General features: G+C 27.7%; 18 protein-coding genes. 17 read left to right on the top strand and 1 reads right to left on the bottom strand.

Annotation, left to right across the window (positions count from 1 at the left end):
* The first annotated feature begins 14 nt into the window (after positions 1 to 14).
* The 11 genes from smc (at position 15) to J2Z53_RS00535 (ending at position 10,434) form a co-directional block, all read left to right on the top strand.
* Complete coding sequence (gene smc, locus J2Z53_RS00585) at positions 15 to 3,572, top strand: chromosome segregation protein SMC (protein WP_209795278.1); 3,558 nt, start codon at positions 15 to 17, stop codon at positions 3,570 to 3,572.
* Between the two features lie 24 nt (positions 3,573 to 3,596).
* On the top strand, positions 3,597 to 4,511 hold the full coding sequence (ftsY, locus tag J2Z53_RS00580) for a signal recognition particle-docking protein FtsY (protein WP_209795277.1): 915 nt from the start codon (positions 3,597 to 3,599) through the stop codon (positions 4,509 to 4,511).
* An 85-nt stretch (positions 4,512 to 4,596) separates the two neighbouring features.
* Positions 4,597 to 4,926 (top strand): putative DNA-binding protein, encoded by a 330-nt coding sequence (locus tag J2Z53_RS00575; protein WP_209795276.1) that lies wholly within the window; start codon positions 4,597 to 4,599, stop codon positions 4,924 to 4,926.
* A 15-nt stretch (positions 4,927 to 4,941) separates the two neighbouring features.
* Complete coding sequence (gene ffh, locus J2Z53_RS00570; RefSeq protein ID WP_209795275.1) at positions 4,942 to 6,297, top strand: signal recognition particle protein; 1,356 nt, start codon at positions 4,942 to 4,944, stop codon at positions 6,295 to 6,297.
* Positions 6,298 to 6,332: 35 nt separating this feature from the next.
* The gene (rpsP, locus tag J2Z53_RS00565; protein ID WP_209795274.1) at positions 6,333 to 6,578 is read left to right on the top strand and encodes a 30S ribosomal protein S16; all 246 of its coding nucleotides are present in this window, start codon (positions 6,333 to 6,335) and stop codon (positions 6,576 to 6,578) included.
* 51 nt (positions 6,579 to 6,629) lie between these two features.
* Positions 6,630 to 6,857 (top strand): KH domain-containing protein, encoded by a 228-nt coding sequence (locus J2Z53_RS00560; RefSeq protein WP_209795273.1) that lies wholly within the window; start codon positions 6,630 to 6,632, stop codon positions 6,855 to 6,857.
* A 154-nt stretch (positions 6,858 to 7,011) separates the two neighbouring features.
* Positions 7,012 to 7,509, top strand: coding sequence for a ribosome maturation factor RimM (gene rimM / locus J2Z53_RS00555; RefSeq protein WP_209795272.1), 498 nt, complete (start codon positions 7,012 to 7,014; stop codon positions 7,507 to 7,509).
* Complete coding sequence (trmD, locus tag J2Z53_RS00550) at positions 7,499 to 8,215, top strand: tRNA (guanosine(37)-N1)-methyltransferase TrmD (RefSeq protein WP_209795271.1); 717 nt, start codon at positions 7,499 to 7,501, stop codon at positions 8,213 to 8,215. Before rimM ends, trmD begins: the two co-directional genes overlap by 11 nt.
* 116 nt (positions 8,216 to 8,331) lie before the next feature.
* Positions 8,332 to 8,679 carry a 50S ribosomal protein L19 gene (gene rplS, locus J2Z53_RS00545; RefSeq protein ID WP_209795270.1) on the top strand — a complete coding sequence of 116 codons (348 nt, stop codon included), beginning with the start codon at positions 8,332 to 8,334 and terminating at the stop codon, positions 8,677 to 8,679.
* A gap of 77 nt (positions 8,680 to 8,756) precedes the next feature.
* Positions 8,757 to 9,599: a ribosome biogenesis GTPase YlqF gene (gene ylqF / locus J2Z53_RS00540; RefSeq protein ID WP_209795269.1), complete on the top strand. Its 843-nt coding sequence runs from the start codon at positions 8,757 to 8,759 to the stop codon at positions 9,597 to 9,599.
* A 22-nt stretch (positions 9,600 to 9,621) separates the two neighbouring features.
* A complete protein-coding gene (locus tag J2Z53_RS00535; RefSeq protein ID WP_209795268.1) occupies positions 9,622 to 10,434 on the top strand; it encodes a ribonuclease HII in 813 nt (270 codons plus the stop codon).
* 110 nt (positions 10,435 to 10,544) lie between these two features.
* On the opposite strand, the gene J2Z53_RS00530 is transcribed toward J2Z53_RS00535, so the two are convergent.
* Positions 10,545 to 10,919: a YraN family protein gene (locus J2Z53_RS00530; RefSeq protein ID WP_407927641.1), complete on the bottom strand. Its 375-nt coding sequence runs from the start codon at positions 10,917 to 10,919 to the stop codon at positions 10,545 to 10,547.
* 102 nt (positions 10,920 to 11,021) lie between these two features.
* Between J2Z53_RS00530 and J2Z53_RS00525 the strand changes: the two genes are divergently transcribed.
* The 6 genes from J2Z53_RS00525 (at position 11,022) to tsf (ending at position 18,651) form a co-directional block, all read left to right on the top strand.
* Entirely contained in the window at positions 11,022 to 12,551 is a 1,530-nt protein-coding gene (locus J2Z53_RS00525) for a YifB family Mg chelatase-like AAA ATPase (protein WP_209795266.1), read from the top strand.
* A 16-nt stretch (positions 12,552 to 12,567) separates the two neighbouring features.
* Entirely contained in the window at positions 12,568 to 13,626 is a 1,059-nt protein-coding gene (dprA, locus tag J2Z53_RS00520) for a DNA-processing protein DprA (protein ID WP_209795265.1), read from the top strand.
* A gap of 45 nt (positions 13,627 to 13,671) precedes the next feature.
* Positions 13,672 to 15,765 (top strand): type I DNA topoisomerase, encoded by a 2,094-nt coding sequence (gene topA, locus J2Z53_RS00515; RefSeq protein WP_209795264.1) that lies wholly within the window; start codon positions 13,672 to 13,674, stop codon positions 15,763 to 15,765.
* A 191-nt stretch (positions 15,766 to 15,956) separates the two neighbouring features.
* Positions 15,957 to 16,733: a GTP-sensing pleiotropic transcriptional regulator CodY gene (gene codY, locus J2Z53_RS00510; RefSeq protein ID WP_209795263.1), complete on the top strand. Its 777-nt coding sequence runs from the start codon at positions 15,957 to 15,959 to the stop codon at positions 16,731 to 16,733.
* 208 nt (positions 16,734 to 16,941) lie between these two features.
* Positions 16,942 to 17,643 (top strand): 30S ribosomal protein S2, encoded by a 702-nt coding sequence (gene rpsB, locus J2Z53_RS00505; RefSeq protein ID WP_209795262.1) that lies wholly within the window; start codon positions 16,942 to 16,944, stop codon positions 17,641 to 17,643.
* Between the two features lie 99 nt (positions 17,644 to 17,742).
* Complete coding sequence (tsf, locus tag J2Z53_RS00500) at positions 17,743 to 18,651, top strand: translation elongation factor Ts (RefSeq protein WP_209795261.1); 909 nt, start codon at positions 17,743 to 17,745, stop codon at positions 18,649 to 18,651.
* Positions 18,652 to 18,662: the final 11 nt, after the last annotated feature.

Below are 18,662 nucleotides of genomic sequence, written 5' to 3'. Positions count from 1 at the left end.
AGGGAGTGGAGTGCTTGTTTTTAAAATCTTTAGAACTTAGAGGATTTAAATCCTTTGCTGATAAAACAGAATTTAAATTTAAAAAAGGTGTTACAGCAGTTGTAGGACCTAATGGTAGTGGTAAAAGTAATATTTCAGATGCTGTAAGGTGGGTTCTTGGTGAACAGAGTGTAAAAACTCTTAGAGGTGGAAAAATGGAGGATGTAATTTTTTCAGGCACTCAATATAGAAAACCTCTTGGATTAGCTCAAGTATCTATTACATTAGATAATTCAGATGAAGTTTTAAAAACTGATTATAATGAGGTGAAAGTAACTAGGAGAATTTTCAGATCTGGAGAAACTGAATACTTATTAAATAATAATAAATGTAGACTTAAAGATATAATAAATCTTTTTATGGATACAGGTATTGGTAAAGAAGGATATTCACTTATTGGACAAGGTAAAATAGAAGCTATACTTAGTGGAAAAGCAGAAGACAGAAGGGCTTTATTAGAGGAAGCGGCTGGAATTGTTAAATATAAGTATAGAAAAAATGAAGCAGAAAAAAAGTTGTCTAATACAGATGATAATTTAGTAAGAATAAGAGATATAATTTCAACTTATGAAGAAAGATTAGAGCCTTTAAAAATTGAAATGGAAAAAGCATTAAAATTTAAAGATTTATCTAATGAATTAAGGGAGAAAGAAGTTTCTTTAATAGTAAATACTATTAAAAATATAGAAAAAGATTTAAATGTTTTTAATGAAGATTTAAATAATAGAATAAAAGAAATAAATTTAAAAAAAGAAAAATTAAAATTAAAAAGAGAAGATTTAAAAAATATAGAAGAAAATATTGAAGAGTTAGACAGAAAAACAACAGATAAAAAACTTGAATATTTTACAAAAAAAGAAGATATAACAAAGGCTAAAAGTGATATTGAACTTTTTAATGAAAGAATAAAAAATTTAAATAGTATTTTAGAAAAAAATAAATTCGAAGAATATGGAATTAATAGTAAAAATACAGATTTACATAAAGAAAAAGAACTATTACAAAAGCAGTTGTTAAATAAAAAAGAAGAAGAAAAAAATATAAATGAAGAAATTTTAAAATTAGAAGAAAAAAATAAAGCTTTAAATTTAAAAATAAATAATTTAGAATATGAACTTAAAACTTTAAAAAATAATGAATTAGAGTTATTAAGAGGAAATTCTAATATAAAAAATAAAATAACTGAAGTAAAAAGTAATATAAAAGGAAAAGAAGAAAGAAAAGATAGAATAGATTCATCTTTAAAAAATATTGATAGTAATATAAAAATAAATAGATCCAGTTTTAATGGATTAAAGTTAAAAATTGAATCAGAAGAAAAAGAATTTGAAATTTTAAAAGAAAAACTTTATTCAAATAAGCAAAGTTTAGGAAAACTTAATAATATTTTTTCTAAAAAGGAAAATGAAATAAAGGCTAAAAATATATCTTTAAGTAAATTGCAAGCTAATAAGACAATATTAGAAGGTCTTGAAAATCAATATGAAGGATATAATAGGTCTCTTAAAAACCTAATGGAAAGTGTTTCTAAAAATTTAACCCCTCATACAAAAGGAATAGAAGTACTTGGAGAAATTTTTGAAGTTCCAAAAGGATATGAAACTGCAATAGAAACTTCTTTAGGATCTGCTATTTCAAATGTAATTACTGACACTGAGAATGTTGCGAAGGATTTAATTGAATACTTAAAGAAAAATAAGTTAGGTAGAATAACCTTTCTTCCTCTTAACATAATAAATGGTAAGAGAATAATTATTGATAATAGAGTTAAAGAAATAGATGGATATTTAGGAATTGCATCTGAAATAGTCAAATTTGATAGTAAGTATACAAAAATCATGGATTATTCTTTAGGTCGTACTTTAATATGCACTAATATGGAGAGTGCTTTTAAAATTGCAAAGATTACTAATTATAAAAATAGAATTGTAACATTAGAAGGGGAAGTTTTAAATGCAGGTGGTGCATTAACAGGGGGAAGTATAAAAGGGAAAGCTTCAAACATACTAAGTAGAAAAAGAGAAATTGATGATCTTAAAAAAAGAATTTCAATTGAAAAGGAAATACTAGAAAGTCTTTCTAAAGAATTAGAAAAATTAAAAAATGAAAGAAAAACTATTGATGAAAAAATACTAAATTATACTGATAAAGCTCATGAAATAAAGATAGAAATAGTTACTAATAAAAGTGAATTATCAAATTTAGAAAATGAAATAAAAAAATTAAATATTAATTTAAATTCATTACAAGATGAAAAAAAATCTTTAGATGAAGAAATTTTATCTTTAAATAAAAAATTAGAAGAATATGAGTATAATCTTAATAAGCTAACAGATGAAAATTCATTAAATAAAGAAAGAGCCGTTGAACTTGAAAATATTATTGAAAAAGAAAAAGAATATATTAAAGAATATAACTTAAAATTAACAGATGTAAGAATAGCAAAGGCTTCAGCGGATGCAGATATTCAAAATAAAATAAATGAAATTATAAGAAAAGATAATGAATTTAAAGATGGAGAATTAAAAATTGAAAAAATAAAAAAAGAAAATAAAGAAGCTTTAGAAGATATAAATAGAAGTAAAAAAGAAATAGAAGAAAAGAAAAATATTATAGAGGAAAATTCTAAAAGAATAATTATACTTGAAGAAATATTTAAAGAAGATGAGATAAATAAAATAAAATTTAAAGAAGAGTTTAGAAAAATTGATAGTTTAATTATAGAAATGAGAGAAATAATAAACAAAGAAGAGGGAGAACTTAATAAAAGAGAAATTCTTAAAGCTAAAAGTGAAATGGAAATAGAAAATTATTATAAAAAGCTTAATGAAGAACTTGATCTAACTTATGAAGAAGCATTAGAAATAGCAAAGCCTATTGAAAATTTAGTTCTTTTTAAAGAAAATGTACATTCAATTAAAAGAAGAATTTCTTCCCTTGGAACAGTAAATCTTGCTGCTATTTCAGAATATGAAGAGGTTAGTGAAAAATATAATTTTATGACTTCTCAGGAACAAGACTTAGAAAAAGCAAAAGAAGAACTTATTTCTGTTATTTCAGAAATGACATCAAAAATGAAAGTTTTATTTAATGAGAATTTTAAAATATTAAATAAAAATTTTAATGAAACTTTTAGAGAACTATTTAAAGGTGGAAGTGCTGAACTTATTTTAGGAGAAGGTGATGAGCTTACTTGTAATATTGAAATAAATGTTATGCCTCCAGGAAAGAAACTTCAAAATATAAATTTAATGTCTGGAGGAGAAAAGGTATTATCTGCAATAGCATTACTTTTTGGAATATTAAAGATGAAACCAACACCATTTTGTATATTAGATGAAATTGAAGCTGCATTAGATGATGCAAATGTTTATAGATATGCAGAATTTTTAAAGAAGTTTTCAGAAAAAAATATTCAATTTATAGTAATTACTCATAGAAAAGGAACTATGGAAGTAAGTGATATAATGTATGGAATCACAATGGAAGAAAAGGGAATTTCTAAAGTTGTATCTGTTGATTTGACAAAATAAATATTTAAAATTGGAGGACTTGAGATGTTTGGAAAATTATTTGAAAAATTAAAAACAGGATTAAGTAAAACTAGAGATGGATTACAAGATAAAATTAATGAGGCTTTAAATTTAGCTGTAACTATAGATGATGATTTATATGAAGAATTAGAAGAAATATTAATAATTTCAGATATTGGAATGGATACAACTATTGAAATTATAGATAGATTGAAAGTTAAAATTAGAAAAGAAAAGATAAATGATCCTCAAATGGTAAAGCCAGCACTTAAAGAAGTAATAAGAGATATGCTTTTAGAAGGCGATAATGAAGAAAATGATGAAGAAAACAAAAAAGAAGTTTTACTTGTAATTGGGGTAAATGGTGTAGGTAAAACAACTTCAATAGGAAAACTTGCAGCTAAAAATAAACAAGAAGGTAAGAAAGTTTTACTTGCAGCGGCTGATACATTTAGAGCAGCAGCTATTGATCAATTAGAAGTTTGGAGCGAAAGAGCACATGTTGATATAGTTAAACAAAATGAAGGTTCAGATCCAGCGGCAGTTGTCTTTGATGCAGTTCAAGCTGCAAAAGCTAGAAATGTAGATGTTTTAATTTGTGATACAGCAGGAAGACTTCATAATAAGAAAAACTTAATGAATGAGCTTTCAAAAATAAATAGAATAATAGATAGAGAGTATGGAGAGGCTAAAAAGCAAACTCTTCTTGTTTTAGATGGAACAACAGGACAAAATGCAGTTATTCAAGCTAAGCAATTTATGGAGGCTTGCCCTATTGATGGAATTATATTAACAAAATTAGATGGAACTGCAAAGGGTGGAGTTGTTATATCAATAAAACAATCTCTTAATATACCAGTTAAATATATTGGTGTTGGTGAAGGTATAGATGATCTTCAAAAATTTGATGCAGAAAGTTTTGCAGAAGCATTATTTTAAAAATTTTCAAAGGTGTTAAGTAAAAATACTTGACACCTTAAAATATATCTGTTATTATCTCTTTTGTGGGTAAGGTGATTATATGATGGAAGATAGGGTTGAGATTTCATTATTAATGGATTTTTATAAACCATTATTAACTGAAAAGCAAAAAAATATCATGGAACTTTATTTTGAAGATGACTTATCCTTAGCTGAAATTGCTGAATTAAACAACACAAGTCGTCAAGCCATTCATGATTTACTTAAAAGATGTTATAAACAACTTTTAACTTATGAGAGTAAATTGAATTTACTTCAAAAGAGTATAAATCGAGAAGAAAAAATTATAAAACTTCTAAAAAACTTTAAAAAAAAGTATTCTATTTCTGATAAAGAATGTGATATGCTAAAGAAAGAACTAGAAGATTTATAACATAGGAGGTTTAATATGGCTTTTGAGGGATTATCAGAAAAGCTTCAAAATACCTTTAAGAAATTAAGAGGTAAGGGTAAGCTTAATGAAAAAGATATTAAAGAAGCTATGAGGGAAGTAAAACTTGCTTTATTAGAAGCTGATGTTAACTATAAAGTAGTAAAAAAGTTTGTTAAAAGTGTTGGAGAAAAATGCGTTGGAAGCGATGTGTTGCAAAGCTTGACACCAGGACAACAAGTAATTAAAATAGTTAACGATGAACTTACTGAACTTATGGGAGGAAGCGAAAGTAAAATAAATTATTCAAGCAGTGGAACTACAGTAATAATGCTTGTAGGACTTCAAGGAGCTGGTAAAACTACAATGTGTGGTAAGCTAGCATTAAATCTTAGAAAGAATAATAAAAAACCGCTTCTTGTAGCATGTGATATTTATAGACCTGCAGCTATTAAGCAATTACAAGTTGTGGGAAAACAAATAGATATACCAGTTTTCTCTATGGGAGACAAAGAAAAGGCAGTTAATATTGCAAAGGCTGGTATAAAGTATGCAAAAGATAATGGAAATAACGTAGTTATTATAGATACAGCCGGAAGACTACATATAGATGAAGGCTTAATGGAAGAATTAAAAGAAGTAAAAGAAGTTGTAAATCCATCAGAAATCTTACTTGTAGTAGATTCTATGACAGGACAAGATGCAGTTAATGTTGCAGAAAGTTTTAATAATGATCTTGATATATCAGGAGTTATTTTAACTAAACTAGATGGTGATACAAGAGGTGGAGCTGCACTTTCAATTAGATCTATAACTGAAAAGCCAATAAAATTTATTGGTGTTGGTGAAAAGATGAATGATTTTGAAGTATTCCATCCAGATAGAATGGCATCAAGAATATTAGGGATGGGAGATGTATTATCTCTTATTGAAAAAGCACAATCTGCAATTAATGAAGAAGAAGCAGCTGATTTTACTAAGAAAATGATGGGCCAAGGTCTTAATTTTGAAGATTATTTGACAGCAATGGAACAAATGAAAAAACTTGGACCACTAAATAAATTAATGGAGATGATTCCAGGTGTTAATTCTAAAGAATTAAAAGGAATTGACTTTGACCAAGGGCAAAAGCAAATGGAAAAAGTTAAGGCTATAATTCTTTCGATGACAGCAAAGGAAAGAAAGAATCCTTCCCTTGTAATTAGTAACTCTTCAAGAAAGAAAAGAATTGCAAAGGGTTCAGGTTCAACAATTCAAGATGTTAATAAACTTATTAAAGGATATGAAATGATGAGGAAAAACATGAAACAAATGAAATCATTTCAAAAGGGAGCTAAAAAAGGTCTCTTTGGTAAAATGCCTTTTATGAGTTAATATATAATTATTATTTAAAGGAGGTGAAATTTAAAATGGCAGTAAAGATAAGATTAAGAAGAATGGGAGCTAAAAAAGCACCTTTCTATAGAGTAGTTGTTGCTGATTCAAGAAGCCCAAGAGATGGTAGATTCATCGAAGAAATCGGATACTACAATCCAGTTTCAGAACCAGTTGAAATAAAAATCAACGAAGAAAAAGCTAATAAATGGCTTCAAAATGGTGCTCAACCAACAGAAGTTGTTAAGAAGCTTTTCGTAAAGGCAGGCCTAAACAAGTAATTTTAGGAGGTGAATACTGCAAATAGTACATAAACTAAATGCAGGACACTTATGAAAGAATTAGTTGAAGTAATAGCTAAATCACTTGTGGATAATCCTGATGAAGTTAAAGTAAATGAAGTTGCAGGTGAGCAATCAATTATACTAGAACTTAGGGTTGCACCAGAAGATATGGGAAAAGTTATTGGAAAACAGGGAAGAATAGCAAAAGCTATTAGAACCGTAGTAAAGGCTGCAGCAATAAAAGAAGAAAAAAGAGTAGTAGTTGAAATTATTTAGAAGAGTTAGGCCTGTCCTAACTCTTTTTATATAAAGTTTAAAATTTTTAATATTAAATTCTTGTAATATAAAATAATAAAGTAGTATTATAAATTTTAAAAATAATATAAAATAATAATATGTTTTTAAGTTATTATAAGAAGAGGTGAATTTATTGGAAAACTTTTTTAGAGTAGGAAAAATAGTGAATACCCATGGATTAAAAGGGGAAGTTAAGGTTATGCCTTCTACTTCAGATGTTAATAATTTTAAAAGGTATGGAACTGTTTTTATAGATGGTGTAGAAAGAGCTATTGAAGGAGTTAAATTTCAAAAAGATAGAGTTATTTTAAAAATTGAAGGTATAAATTCCATTGATGATGCAGAAAAATATAAAAATAAATTAATAGAAGTTCCAAGAGAGAGAGAACCAGAACTTCCAGAGGATACTTTTTATGTAACAGATCTTATAGGTATTCATGTTTTTGATACAGAGGGAAAGGATCTTGGACCAATATATGATGTTATAGAAACAAAAAATAATGATGTTTATTGGATAAGAGAACCAAAGGAATTATTAATTCCAGTACTTAAAACGATAGTTTTAGATATAGATTTAGAAAATGAAAAAATTGTTATAAGACCTGTGGGAGAATGGCAAGATGAAGATTAGTATATTAACTTTATTTCCTGAAATGTTTTCTATATTTGATCATAGCATTATAGGAAAAGCAAAGGAGAGAGGAATTGTTGATATTGAATGTTTGAATATAAGAGACTTTACTAAAAATAAACATAAAAAAGTTGATGACTATCCTTATGGTGGTGGTGCAGGAATGGTTATGGCACCTCAACCAGTTATAGATACAATAAGAGAATGTAAAAAGAATAATAAAGGTAAAGTAGTTTTTTTAGGTCCAAGAGGAAGAAAATTTAATCATTCAATTTCAAAGGAACTTGCAAAAGAAGAAGAACTAATATTTTTATGCGGACATTATGAGGGAATTGATGAAAGAATATACAATTATATAGATATGGAAATTTCTTTAGGAGATTTTATATTAACAGGTGGAGAAATGGCTGCAATTCCTATAATAGATTCTGTACTTAGATTAAAACCTGGTGTTTTAGGAAAAGAAGAAAGTTTTATGGAAGAGTCATTTTCTAATGGTCTTTTAGAGTATCCTCAATATACAAGACCAGAGGAATTTGAAGGCATTAGAGTTCCAGATATATTATTATCAGGTCATCATGAAAATATTAGAAAATGGAGACGAAAGCAATCCTTAATAAGTACAAGAGAAAAGAGAAAAGACTTATTTGAAAAAATAGAGCTTAGTAAAGAAGATAAAAAATTGTTAAGAGATAGTAACAAATAAAATGTTGCAATAGGTAATATTTTGTGCTAAAATATGCTTTGTGCTAGTACGGGCGGTCCTCTTCCGGATTATAGCTTCGGAAAGAACGTCACATTAAGTTTAGGAGGGAATGCACAATGAACGAAATTTTAAGAGCAATAGAACAAGAACAAATCAGAACTGATTTACCAAGCTTTAATGTTGGAGACAACGTAAAGGTTCACCAATTAATAAAAGAAGGTAACAGAGAAAGAGTTCAAGTATTTGAGGGAACTGTTATAAAGAAACAAAACGGTGGTTTAAGAGAAACTTTTACTGTAAGAAGATTAGCTTATGGTACAGGTGTTGAAAAGACTTTCCCAATGAATGCACCAATGATCCAAAAGATCGAAGTGTCAAGAAAAGGTAAAGTAAGAAGAGCTAAGTTATTCTACTTAAGAGACAGAGTAGGTAAGGCTGCTAAGGTTAAAGAATTATTAAGATAATTAACCATAAAGAAGAGGCTTAGAAGTAAGTCTCTTTTTTTTCTATAAATATATTTTAAAATAATTAGGAGGTTTTTATGGCAATTAATTGGTTTCCAGGGCATATGAAAAAAACCCAAAGAGAGATTAAAGAAAATTTAAAACTTGTAGATGCAGTTATTGAAATTAGAGATGCTAGAATTCCAAGAAGTTCTGCTAATCCAGATATAGATAAATTAGTATTAGATAAACCAAGATTAATTCTTTTAAACAAAAGTGATTTAACAGAAGGAAAGGTTACTAAACAATGGATGAAAGAATTAACTAAAGATAATGTTATGGCAATAGAAGTAAATTGCCTAAAGGGAAGTGGACTTCAAAAAATAAAACCAGCTCTTAATGAACTTTTAAAAGAAAAGCATGAAAGGCTTAAAGGTAAGGGTTTAAAGGTAATTATGACTAGAGTTATGGTTGTTGGAATACCAAATGTAGGTAAATCTACTTTTATAAATAAAATGGCAAAGAATAATATAGCTAAAACTGGAGATAGACCTGGTGTAACTAAATCTAAAAGATGGATAAAAACATCAATGGATATAGAAATGTTAGACACTCCTGGAGTTTTATGGCCAAAATTTAAAGATGATGAAACAGCTTTAAATCTTGCTTTTACAGGAGCAATAAAAGATGAAATTATGGATATTGAAAATTTAGCATATAAACTTGTTGAAAGACTTCAAGAATTTTATCCAGAAAAGTTAATGGAAAGATATAAAATAGATACTGTATATGAAAATCCATTAGAAACCCTTGATGCAATAGCTATAAAAAGAGGAGCTATAATGAAGGGAAGAGAAATAGATTATAATAGAATAGCAGTAATTTTATTGGATGAATTTAGAGGTGGAAAGATAGGTAATATATCTTTAGAAAGACCTTAATTTGTCTATTTGGAGGGGTTTTATGGAACTTCTAAATATGAATTTAGAAAATATGAGTTATAAGTCAATAAAAGAAGAGTTTGATAAAATAGAATTTGATTTTAATGATGAAAAAATGATGATGTTAAGTAATATTTTATTATCTGATAAAAGAAAAAATGTTCAAAGCTTAGGAAATAAAATATTAAAGGAAAAGAAAAAGATAGAAAATGAACTTGAAAGAGTAAAAAAAATGTATGATTTTGATAGAGGCTTTTCAAAGGGTAAACTTTTAGCTGGAGTAGATGAAGTTGGTAGAGGGCCTTTGGCAGGTCCTATAGTGTCAGCTGCTGTTATACTTGATTTAAATGTTATAGATGATGAAATGATATTTTATTTAAATGATTCTAAAAAGTTATCTGAAAAAAAGAGAGAAGAACTTTCAAAAATTATAAAGGAAAAAGCAATAGCTTACTATATAAGTGAAGCTTCTAATGATGAAATAGATGAAAAAGGTATTGGAGTTTGTAATAATGAAGTATTTCTTAAAGCAGTATATGGACTTATCACAAACCCTAGTATTGTATTATCTGATGGATACAAAGTTAAGGGAATTAATATAGAAAATAAATCAGTAATAAAAGGTGATACAAAAAGTGCATCAATTGCAGCAGCTTCAATTATTGCTAAAGTTTACAGAGATAATTTAATGAAGAAATTATCAGAAAAATATCCAGAGTATGGCTTTGAACATAATGTTGGATATGGAGCTAAAACACATGTTGATGCAATAAAAAAATACGGAGCAACTCCTATTCATAGAATGAGTTTTTTAAGGAATATATTAGAAAAATAGTAATAACTAAAAATAGTTATTACTATTTTTTTATGTTTTATCTATTTTTTAGTGAAAACTTAAGGGTAAATAGTATTTAATACTTTTGACATTAATAGATTTATATTAAATTATCTAAAAGCATCCTTTGTATGAATTATATGATTTTTTGAATTTTCATAATTAAAATAAATTTCTATAACATCAAATCTAATAAAATAGCTATTAAAATTATAATTTAAAAGAAAATATTTTGTTAATTTTTTTATGCTATTCTTTTTATAGTAATTAATAGCTTCTATTCCTCTTCCAAAGTTTTTAGAATATCTACTTTTTACCTCTATAAAAGATAATATATTTTCTTTTGAGCATATTATATCTATTTCTCCAAATCTATTAGAGTAATTTCTTTTTATAATTTTATAACCATTTTTAATTAAATAGTCTGATGCAATATCTTCTCCATAATATCCAATATCTTTATTATATTTTTTCAATATAAACACCTCTATAAAAAGTATTGACAAAATTAATACTAATAATTACATAAATAAATAATTGATTAAAAATATTTTTAATTGGTAATAATCCACTATGAGGTGAGTAAAATGGCTGTAAATATAAAGAGTGCTACGAATATTGGAATAGATAGTTTAATAATAAATGTAGAAGTCGATATAACTACAGGTATACCGTCTTTTGCTATAGTAGGATTAGCAGATGCTGCTGTAAAGGAAGCTAAAGAAAGAGTTAGAACAGCAATTGTAAATTCAGGATTTGAGTTTCCTTTAGGTAGAATAGTTATAAATTTAGCACCAGCAGATATTAGAAAATTAGGAACTCTTTTAGATTTACCTATAGCAATAGGAATACTTATGGAGTCTAATCAAATTCCTAAAAAAGATTTGGATGAGTACTTATTAATAGGAGAGCTTTCTTTAGCAGGAGAACTTAAAAAAATTAGAGGAACAATATCAATAATACTTAAAGGGTTAGAATGTGGAATTAAAAATTTTATTATTCCAAGAGAAAATATACATGAAGTATCAGAAATAGAAGAAGGAAATTTATATTTAATTAGTACATTAAAGGAAGGGATAGATTATATAATTTATAATGATTTATTACCTTTAGATTTTAATGAAGAATATAAAAAGGAGCCTATAAAAATTAATAATGATTTTAATTCTATAATAGGACAATGCTCTTCAAAAAGAGCATTAGAAATTGCAGCTGCTGGAAGACATAATTTAGCATTGTTTGGAAATCCGGGATCTGGAAAAACAATGCTTGCAAAAGCATTTCCATCAATATTACCTCCACTTTCTAAAAAGGAAAAAGTTGAAGTTGCAAAAATATATTCAGTATGCGGAATGATAGATACATATAAAAATATAGATATTCCATTTAGAGAGCCTCATAACACTATTACAAAAATTGCTCTAATTGGAGGTGGAAAGGATATAAAACCTGGAGAGATAACTCTTGCACATAATGGAGTGTTATATTTAGATGAGGTTCTAGAATTTAAAAAAGAAGTATTGGAAGTTTTAAGATTACCATTAGAAGAAGGGGTAGTTAGAATAGATAGATTAAATGAAAAAGTAGAGTTACCAAGTAAGTTTCAGCTTATAATTTCTTTCAATCCCTGTCCCTGTGGCTTAATGTCTATAATAGACAAAGGATCTGATAAATGTGAATGTAGTGAATATGAAATACGAAGATATCAAAAAAGACTTTCTAAGGCACTAAAAGATAGAATAGATATGTTTAATTATGTTCCAACATTAAATCTTGAGGATTTAAAAGAAACTCATAAAGGTGAAAGTAGTATAGAAATTAGGAATAGAGTAATAAGAGCAAGAAATTTGCAAGAAGAAAGATTAAAAGGAACTTGTTATAATTTTAATTCAGATATAAAAGGAAAAGATATATTTGAATTTTGTAAAATTTCTAAAAATGCAAAAAAAATTTTAGAAAATTATTTTAAGGTAAATTCTCCTTCACTAAGAGCATATGGAAAAGTAATAAAAGTTGCTCAAACTATTGCAGATCTTGAACTTCAAGCTGAAATAAAGGCTGAACACGTAATAGAAGCAATAAGTTATAGAAAAGATGTTAATGGAGAAATAGTTTAATTAGAGAGGTAGACAAATGGAAAAATATATATTATGGTTAATAATGTTAGAATGTACAAATCTTCAAAAAATAAAGTTACTTAATATTTTTTCAAACGAAAAAGAGATATTTGATAATTTTGAAGAAATAATAAAACTATACCTAAGTAATTATAGAAAATTTGCAAATTATGATAAAACCAAAGAAATGAATAAAATATTGTCTAACATGGAAAGTTTAAAAAAGGAAGAAGTAAATTTTATAACAATTAGTGATCCTATGTATCCAGAAAGTTTAAAAAAGATTGAGGAACCTCCGTATGTATTATTTTATAAAGGAAATTTAGAATTACTAAATAAAAGAAGTGTTTCAATAGTTGGAGCTAGAGACAATAGTTTGTATGGAGAAAAAGCAACTAGAATAATTACTAAAGAATTAGTAAAAAATGATATATGTGTTGTAAGTGGAGGGGCTAGAGGAATTGATACAATAGCCCATGATGAAACTCTAAAAAATGATGGAAAAACAATAGCTATATTAGGATGTGGTATAGATATATGTTATCCTAAAGCTAATAAAAGATTATTTAATGAAATATCTAGAAAAGGATTATTAATTTCTGAATTTTTTCCAGGCACTAAACCATATTCATATAACTTTCCAAGAAGAAATAGAATAATTAGTGGATTATCTGAAGCTATTATAGTTACTGAAGCTACAGAAAAAAGTGGATCCTTAATAACAGTTTCATGTGCTTTAGCTCAAGGAAAAGATGTTTTAGTTGTGCCACAGTCAATATTTTCAAAAACAGGGACAGGAGCTAATCTTTTAATAAGAGATGGGGCATTTATATATACTTCAATTGAAGATATTTATTTGCTTTTAAATATAGAAAAGAGTAAGGTAGAATATAAGAGTGATGAAATCGTTAATAATGATATTTTAAAAATAATTAAAAATGAACCAATTCATTTTGACGATATATTCATAAAGTCACAGGTTGACAGAAATACTTTATATGGTTTATTATTTGAACTGCAAATTAAAAATGAAATATTAAGTCTACCTGGCAATTATTATGTCAGAATAACATAAGTTTAAGGGGGTGAATAACTCCATTATAAAAAATTGGAGTTAGTTATGGGCCAAAAGTTAGTAATAGTAGAGTCACCAGCAAAGGCAAAAACAATAGGAAAATATTTAGGAAAAAATTATATTGTTGAAGCTTCAATGGGGCATGTTAGAGATTTACCTAAAAGTAAATTAGGTGTTGATATAGATAACGATTTTGAACCAAAATATATAACAATAAGAGGAAAAGGTGAACTCCTTAAAGTTTTAAGAAAAGCAGCTAAAAAAGCTGATAAAGTTTATCTTGCAACTGACCCAGATCGTGAGGGTGAGGCAATATCATGGCATTTAGCGAATCTTTTAAATATTGAATCTGGAGAAGAATGTAGAATAGTTTTTAATGAAATTACAAAAAGTGCAGTTAAGAATTCCATAAAAAATGCAAGAAAAATAAATCAAAACTTAGTTGATGCTCAACAAGCAAGAAGAATATTGGATAGATTAGTTGGTTATGAAATAAGTCCAATTCTTTGGAAAAACGTTAAATGGGGTTTAAGTGCAGGAAGAGTTCAGTCAGCAGCACTTAAATTAATATGCGAAAGAGAAGAAGAAATAAAAAAGTTTATTCCAGATGAATATTGGACAGTTGATTGTTCATTAAAAAAGGGAAGAAAGAAATTTCCTATAAAATTAATATCATATAAAAATAATAAAATAGATTTAAAAAATGAAGAAGATACTAATAAAGTTATTAATAAAATAGACAAGGATAATTTTTTAATTAACAAAATTAAAAAGGGAAGTAAATTAAAAAATCCTATGGCTCCATTTACAACTAGTACACTTCAACAAGAGGCTAGTAAAAAACTTAATTTTATGACAAAAAAGACAATGTCAGTAGCACAAGGATTATATGAAGGTGTAGAAGTTAAAGGATATGGAACTATTGGTCTTATTACTTATATGAGAACTGATTCTGTTAGAATATCAAAGGAAGCACAAGATTCTGCAAAAAGCTTTATATTAAGTAATTATGGAGAAGAATATTTACCAGAAGAAACTAGAGTTTATAAAGGAAAGAAAAATATACAAGATGCACATGAAGCTATAAGACCAACTAATATAGAAATAACACCAGAAGTTGCAAAAGCTAATTTAACAGCAGATCAGTATAAATTATATTCATTAATTTGGAAAAGATTTGTAGGATCACAGATGGCATCATGTATACTTAATACTAATTCAATTGATATATTAAATGGTGATTACAAATTTAAAGCTAGCGGATCTACAATTAAATTTGATGGATTTATGAAAATATATGAATATGCAATGAGTGATGAGGACGATACTTCATTACCAGAACTTGAAGAAGGGGAAATTTTAAAAGCAGCATCTCTTGAAGGTAAACAACATTTTACTCAACCACCTGCAAGATATACAGAAGCTTCTTTTGTTAAACTTCTTGAAGAAAAAGGAATAGGAAGACCAAGTACTTATGTACCAACAATTTCTACATTATTAAGTAGAGATTATGTAAATAGAGAAAAGAAAAATTTAGTACCAACAGAGCTTGGATTTATTGTAAACAACATAATTTGTGAATATTTTAAACAAATAGCCGATGTAGATTTCACAGCAAGTATGGAAAGAAACTTAGACCATATTGAAGAAGGAGAAATAGAGTGGAAATCTGTTGTTGGAGAATTTTTTAAACCTTTAAAGATAGAACTAGAAAAGGCTGAAAAAGAAATGTCAAAGGTAGTTATTGAAGATGAAGTAAGTGATGTTCCTTGCGATAAATGCGGAAGAATGATGGTTATAAAAAGAGGAAGATATGGTAAATTTCTAGCTTGTCCTGGTTATCCAGAATGCAAAAATGCTAAACCTATAGTAGAAGAAATTAAGGCACCTTGTCCAAAGTGTGGTAGAAAGGTACTTGCAAAAAGAAGTAAAAAGGGAAAAAGATTTTATGGATGTTCAGGATATCCTGATTGCGATTTTGTAAGTTGGAATGAGCCAGTTGAAAAAAAATGTCCAAAATGTAATTCATATATGGTGAAGAAATATTCAAAAAAATCAGGAGATTATATTGAATGTTCAAATAGTGAATGCAAATATAAAGAAGAAATTAAGAGCGATAAAACAGAAAACAAAGAATAAACAAATATACATGTGATAATATGACTAAAAAAATCCTTTTGGCAAAAAGAGAAGAATATTATTGAAATATGCAATTTAGTATGATAAACTGTATTAGTATTACGGATTTGTTAAAAATTAAAAAATTTTTGAATGTTATAACAAATGGCAATATGAATCTGAAATTATATAGATACCAAGGAGGATTTTTAATGTCATCATTACTTAATAAAGCGAGAAGATTAAATAAAATATTACAAAAATCAGGTACTGAACCAGTAGCATTTGAAGATATTTGTGAACTTTTAAGTGATGTTTTAGCCTGTAACGTTTACCTTGTAAGCAAAAATGGGAATGTAATAGGTCATAGTTTCTCAGAAAGTTTTGAATGTGCTATAATGAGAGAAAAAGTACTTGATGAAAAGAGATTTCCAAACGAATATAATGAAAAGTTATTAAAGGTATCTGAGACCTTATCTAATTTGCCTAATAAAGGGGAATGTGTTTTTGAAGGAATAGGAAATTGTACTATGGAAGACAAGCTTTCAACAATTGTTCCTATAATTGGAAACAGAGAAAGGCTTGGTACTCTTCTTTTAGCTAGATTTGGAGAAGTATTTACAGATGATGATTTAGTTCTTTGTGAATATAGTGCAACTATAGTTGGAATGGAGATGCTAAGAGCTAAACAAGAAGAACTTGCCGAGGAAACAAGAAAAAAGGCTGTTGTACAATTAGCAATAGGAACTCTTTCTTATTCTGAATTAGAAGCAGTAGAACATATTTTTAATGAACTTGGTGGAGATGAAGGATTACTTGTAGCATCAAAAATTGCTGACAAAGTAGGAATAACAAGAAGTGTTATAGTAAATGCTTTAAGAAAATTTGAAAGTGCTGGAGTTATAGAATCAAGATCATTAGGTATGAAGGGAACTCATATAAAGATATTAAATGACAGATTACTTGATGAATTAAAGAAGATAAAATAATAAATTATAAAAGTGACTAATTGATTTTAGTCACTTTTATTTTGAAAATAAAAAAATTTAAAATTATGTTGATAGAAAAAAAAGCTTATGTTATACTATCATAGGTAACAAAATACACACATTATCGAATTTATAAGTTAGGTGCCTTTGATTTTAAGGTTTCTTATAAGTGCAACGATAGTGGAGGAAAAAACCAGGAGGTAACAAAATGTCAGTTATATCAATGAAACAATTATTAGAAGCTGGTGTACACTTTGGACACCAAACTAGAAGATGGAATCCTAAAATGGCTCCTTATATCTTCACAGAAAGAAATGGAATCTATATAATAGATCTTCAAAAGACAGTTAAAAAAGCTGAAGAAGCTTATAACTTCTTAAAAGAAGTTTCAGAAGAAGGAAAAGATGTATTATTCGTTGGAACTAAAAAGCAAGCTCAAGAAGCTATAAAAGAAGAAGCAATCAGATCAAACATGCACTTCGTTAACAACAGATGGTTAGGTGGAATGTTAACTAACTTCAAAACTATAAGAACAAGAATCAAGAGATTAGAAGATTTAGAAAGAATGCAAGAAGATGGAACATTTGATGTTCTTCCTAAAAAAGAAGTTATTAAATTAAAAGGTGAAATGGAAAAGCTTGAAAAGAATCTTGGCGGAATAAAGAATTTAGATGCAAGAAATATTGGAGCTATGTTTGTTGTAGATCCAAGAAAAGAAAAGAATGCTATTTCAGAAGCTAAGATATTAGGAATTCCAGTAGTAGCTATAGTAGATACTAACTGTGATCCAGAAGAAGTTGACTACGTAATTCCAGGTAATGATGATGCTATAAGAGCTGTTAAATTAATAGCTGCTAAAATGGCTGATGCTATTATAGAAGGAAGACAAGGTGAACAAATAGCTGAATAATATCACAAAGTATGTACAAAAAGGTAGGTGAGGATTTTCTTCATTTACCTTTTAACCTAAGTGATAAGGGTTACTTTTTAAAAATAAGGAGGAATTTAAATGATTACTGCAAAGCTAGTTAAAGAGTTAAGAGAAAAAACTGGTGCAGGTATGATGGACTGCAAAAAGGCTTTAACAGAAACTAATGGAGACATGGAAAAAGCTGTTGAAGTATTAAGAGAAAAAGGATTAGCTGCTGCTGCTAAAAAAGCAGGAAGAATCGCAGCTGAAGGTTTAGTTAAAACTTTCATATCAGAAGATAATAAGAAAGCTTCAATCGTAGAAGTAAACTGTGAAACAGATTTCGTTGCAGCTAACGAAGAATTCGTTAATTTTGCTGATGAAGTAGCAAAATTAGTTGCTAACACTTCAGTTCAAACTGTTGAAGAATTATTAAATGAAAAGATGGGAGATTCAACTGTACAAGAAGTTCTTACTGCTTTAGTTGCTAAACTTGGTGAGAATATGACAGTTAGAAGATTCGAAAGATTATCAGTTGAAAACGGAGCTATTCAAAGCTACATTCATGGTGGTGGAAGAATAGGAGTTTTAGTTGAAATTGCAACTGAAGGAGATGCTAATGTAGCTTCTGACGTAGCTAGAGAAGTTTGTATGCAAGTTGCTGCTGCAAACCCATTATTCTTAAATAGAGATTCAGTAGATCAAGAATCTTTAGAAAAAGAAAAAGAAATTTACAGAGTTCAAGCTTTAAATGAAGGAAAGCCAGAAAAGATCGTTGAAAAAATGGTTATGGGAAGAATTCAAAAGTACTTCAAAGAAGTTTGCTTAGTTGATCAAGTATGGGTTAAAGATGGAGACAAGACAATATCTAAGTTATTAGAAGAAAAGTCAAAAGAAGCAGGTGCTCCAATGACTATAACAAAGTTTGTTAGATTTGAAAGAGGCGAAGGAATCGAAAAGAAGGAAGAAAACTTTGCTGAAGAAGTTGCAAAACAAATGGGTAAATAGTAACCTTAAAA

This window comes from Clostridium moniliforme (assembly GCF_017873235.1).
In the GTDB taxonomy this organism is placed as follows: domain Bacteria; phylum Bacillota; class Clostridia; order Clostridiales; family Clostridiaceae; genus Clostridium; species Clostridium moniliforme.
Note: the sequence above shows the minus strand (reverse complement) of the source record. Positions and strands in the feature narration are given on the sequence as shown.

Coding starts and splice junctions, on each gene's coding strand:
- ftsY (WP_209795277.1), top strand. CDS start 3,597: ATGTTTGGAAAATTATTTGAAAAATTAAAAACAGGATTAAGTAAAACT.
- J2Z53_RS00575 (WP_209795276.1), top strand. CDS start 4,597: ATGGAAGATAGGGTTGAGATTTCATTATTAATGGATTTTTATAAACCA.
- ffh (WP_209795275.1), top strand. CDS start 4,942: ATGGCTTTTGAGGGATTATCAGAAAAGCTTCAAAATACCTTTAAGAAA.
- rpsP (WP_209795274.1), top strand. CDS start 6,333: ATGGCAGTAAAGATAAGATTAAGAAGAATGGGAGCTAAAAAAGCACCT.
- J2Z53_RS00560 (WP_209795273.1), top strand. CDS start 6,630: ATGAAAGAATTAGTTGAAGTAATAGCTAAATCACTTGTGGATAATCCT.
- trmD (WP_209795271.1), top strand. CDS start 7,499: ATGAAGATTAGTATATTAACTTTATTTCCTGAAATGTTTTCTATATTT.
- rplS (WP_209795270.1), top strand. CDS start 8,332: ATGAACGAAATTTTAAGAGCAATAGAACAAGAACAAATCAGAACTGAT.
- ylqF (WP_209795269.1), top strand. CDS start 8,757: ATGGCAATTAATTGGTTTCCAGGGCATATGAAAAAAACCCAAAGAGAG.
- J2Z53_RS00535 (WP_209795268.1), top strand. CDS start 9,622: ATGGAACTTCTAAATATGAATTTAGAAAATATGAGTTATAAGTCAATA.
- J2Z53_RS00525 (WP_209795266.1), top strand. CDS start 11,022: ATGGCTGTAAATATAAAGAGTGCTACGAATATTGGAATAGATAGTTTA.
- dprA (WP_209795265.1), top strand. CDS start 12,568: ATGGAAAAATATATATTATGGTTAATAATGTTAGAATGTACAAATCTT.
- topA (WP_209795264.1), top strand. CDS start 13,672: ATGGGCCAAAAGTTAGTAATAGTAGAGTCACCAGCAAAGGCAAAAACA.
- codY (WP_209795263.1), top strand. CDS start 15,957: ATGTCATCATTACTTAATAAAGCGAGAAGATTAAATAAAATATTACAA.
- rpsB (WP_209795262.1), top strand. CDS start 16,942: ATGTCAGTTATATCAATGAAACAATTATTAGAAGCTGGTGTACACTTT.
- tsf (WP_209795261.1), top strand. CDS start 17,743: ATGATTACTGCAAAGCTAGTTAAAGAGTTAAGAGAAAAAACTGGTGCA.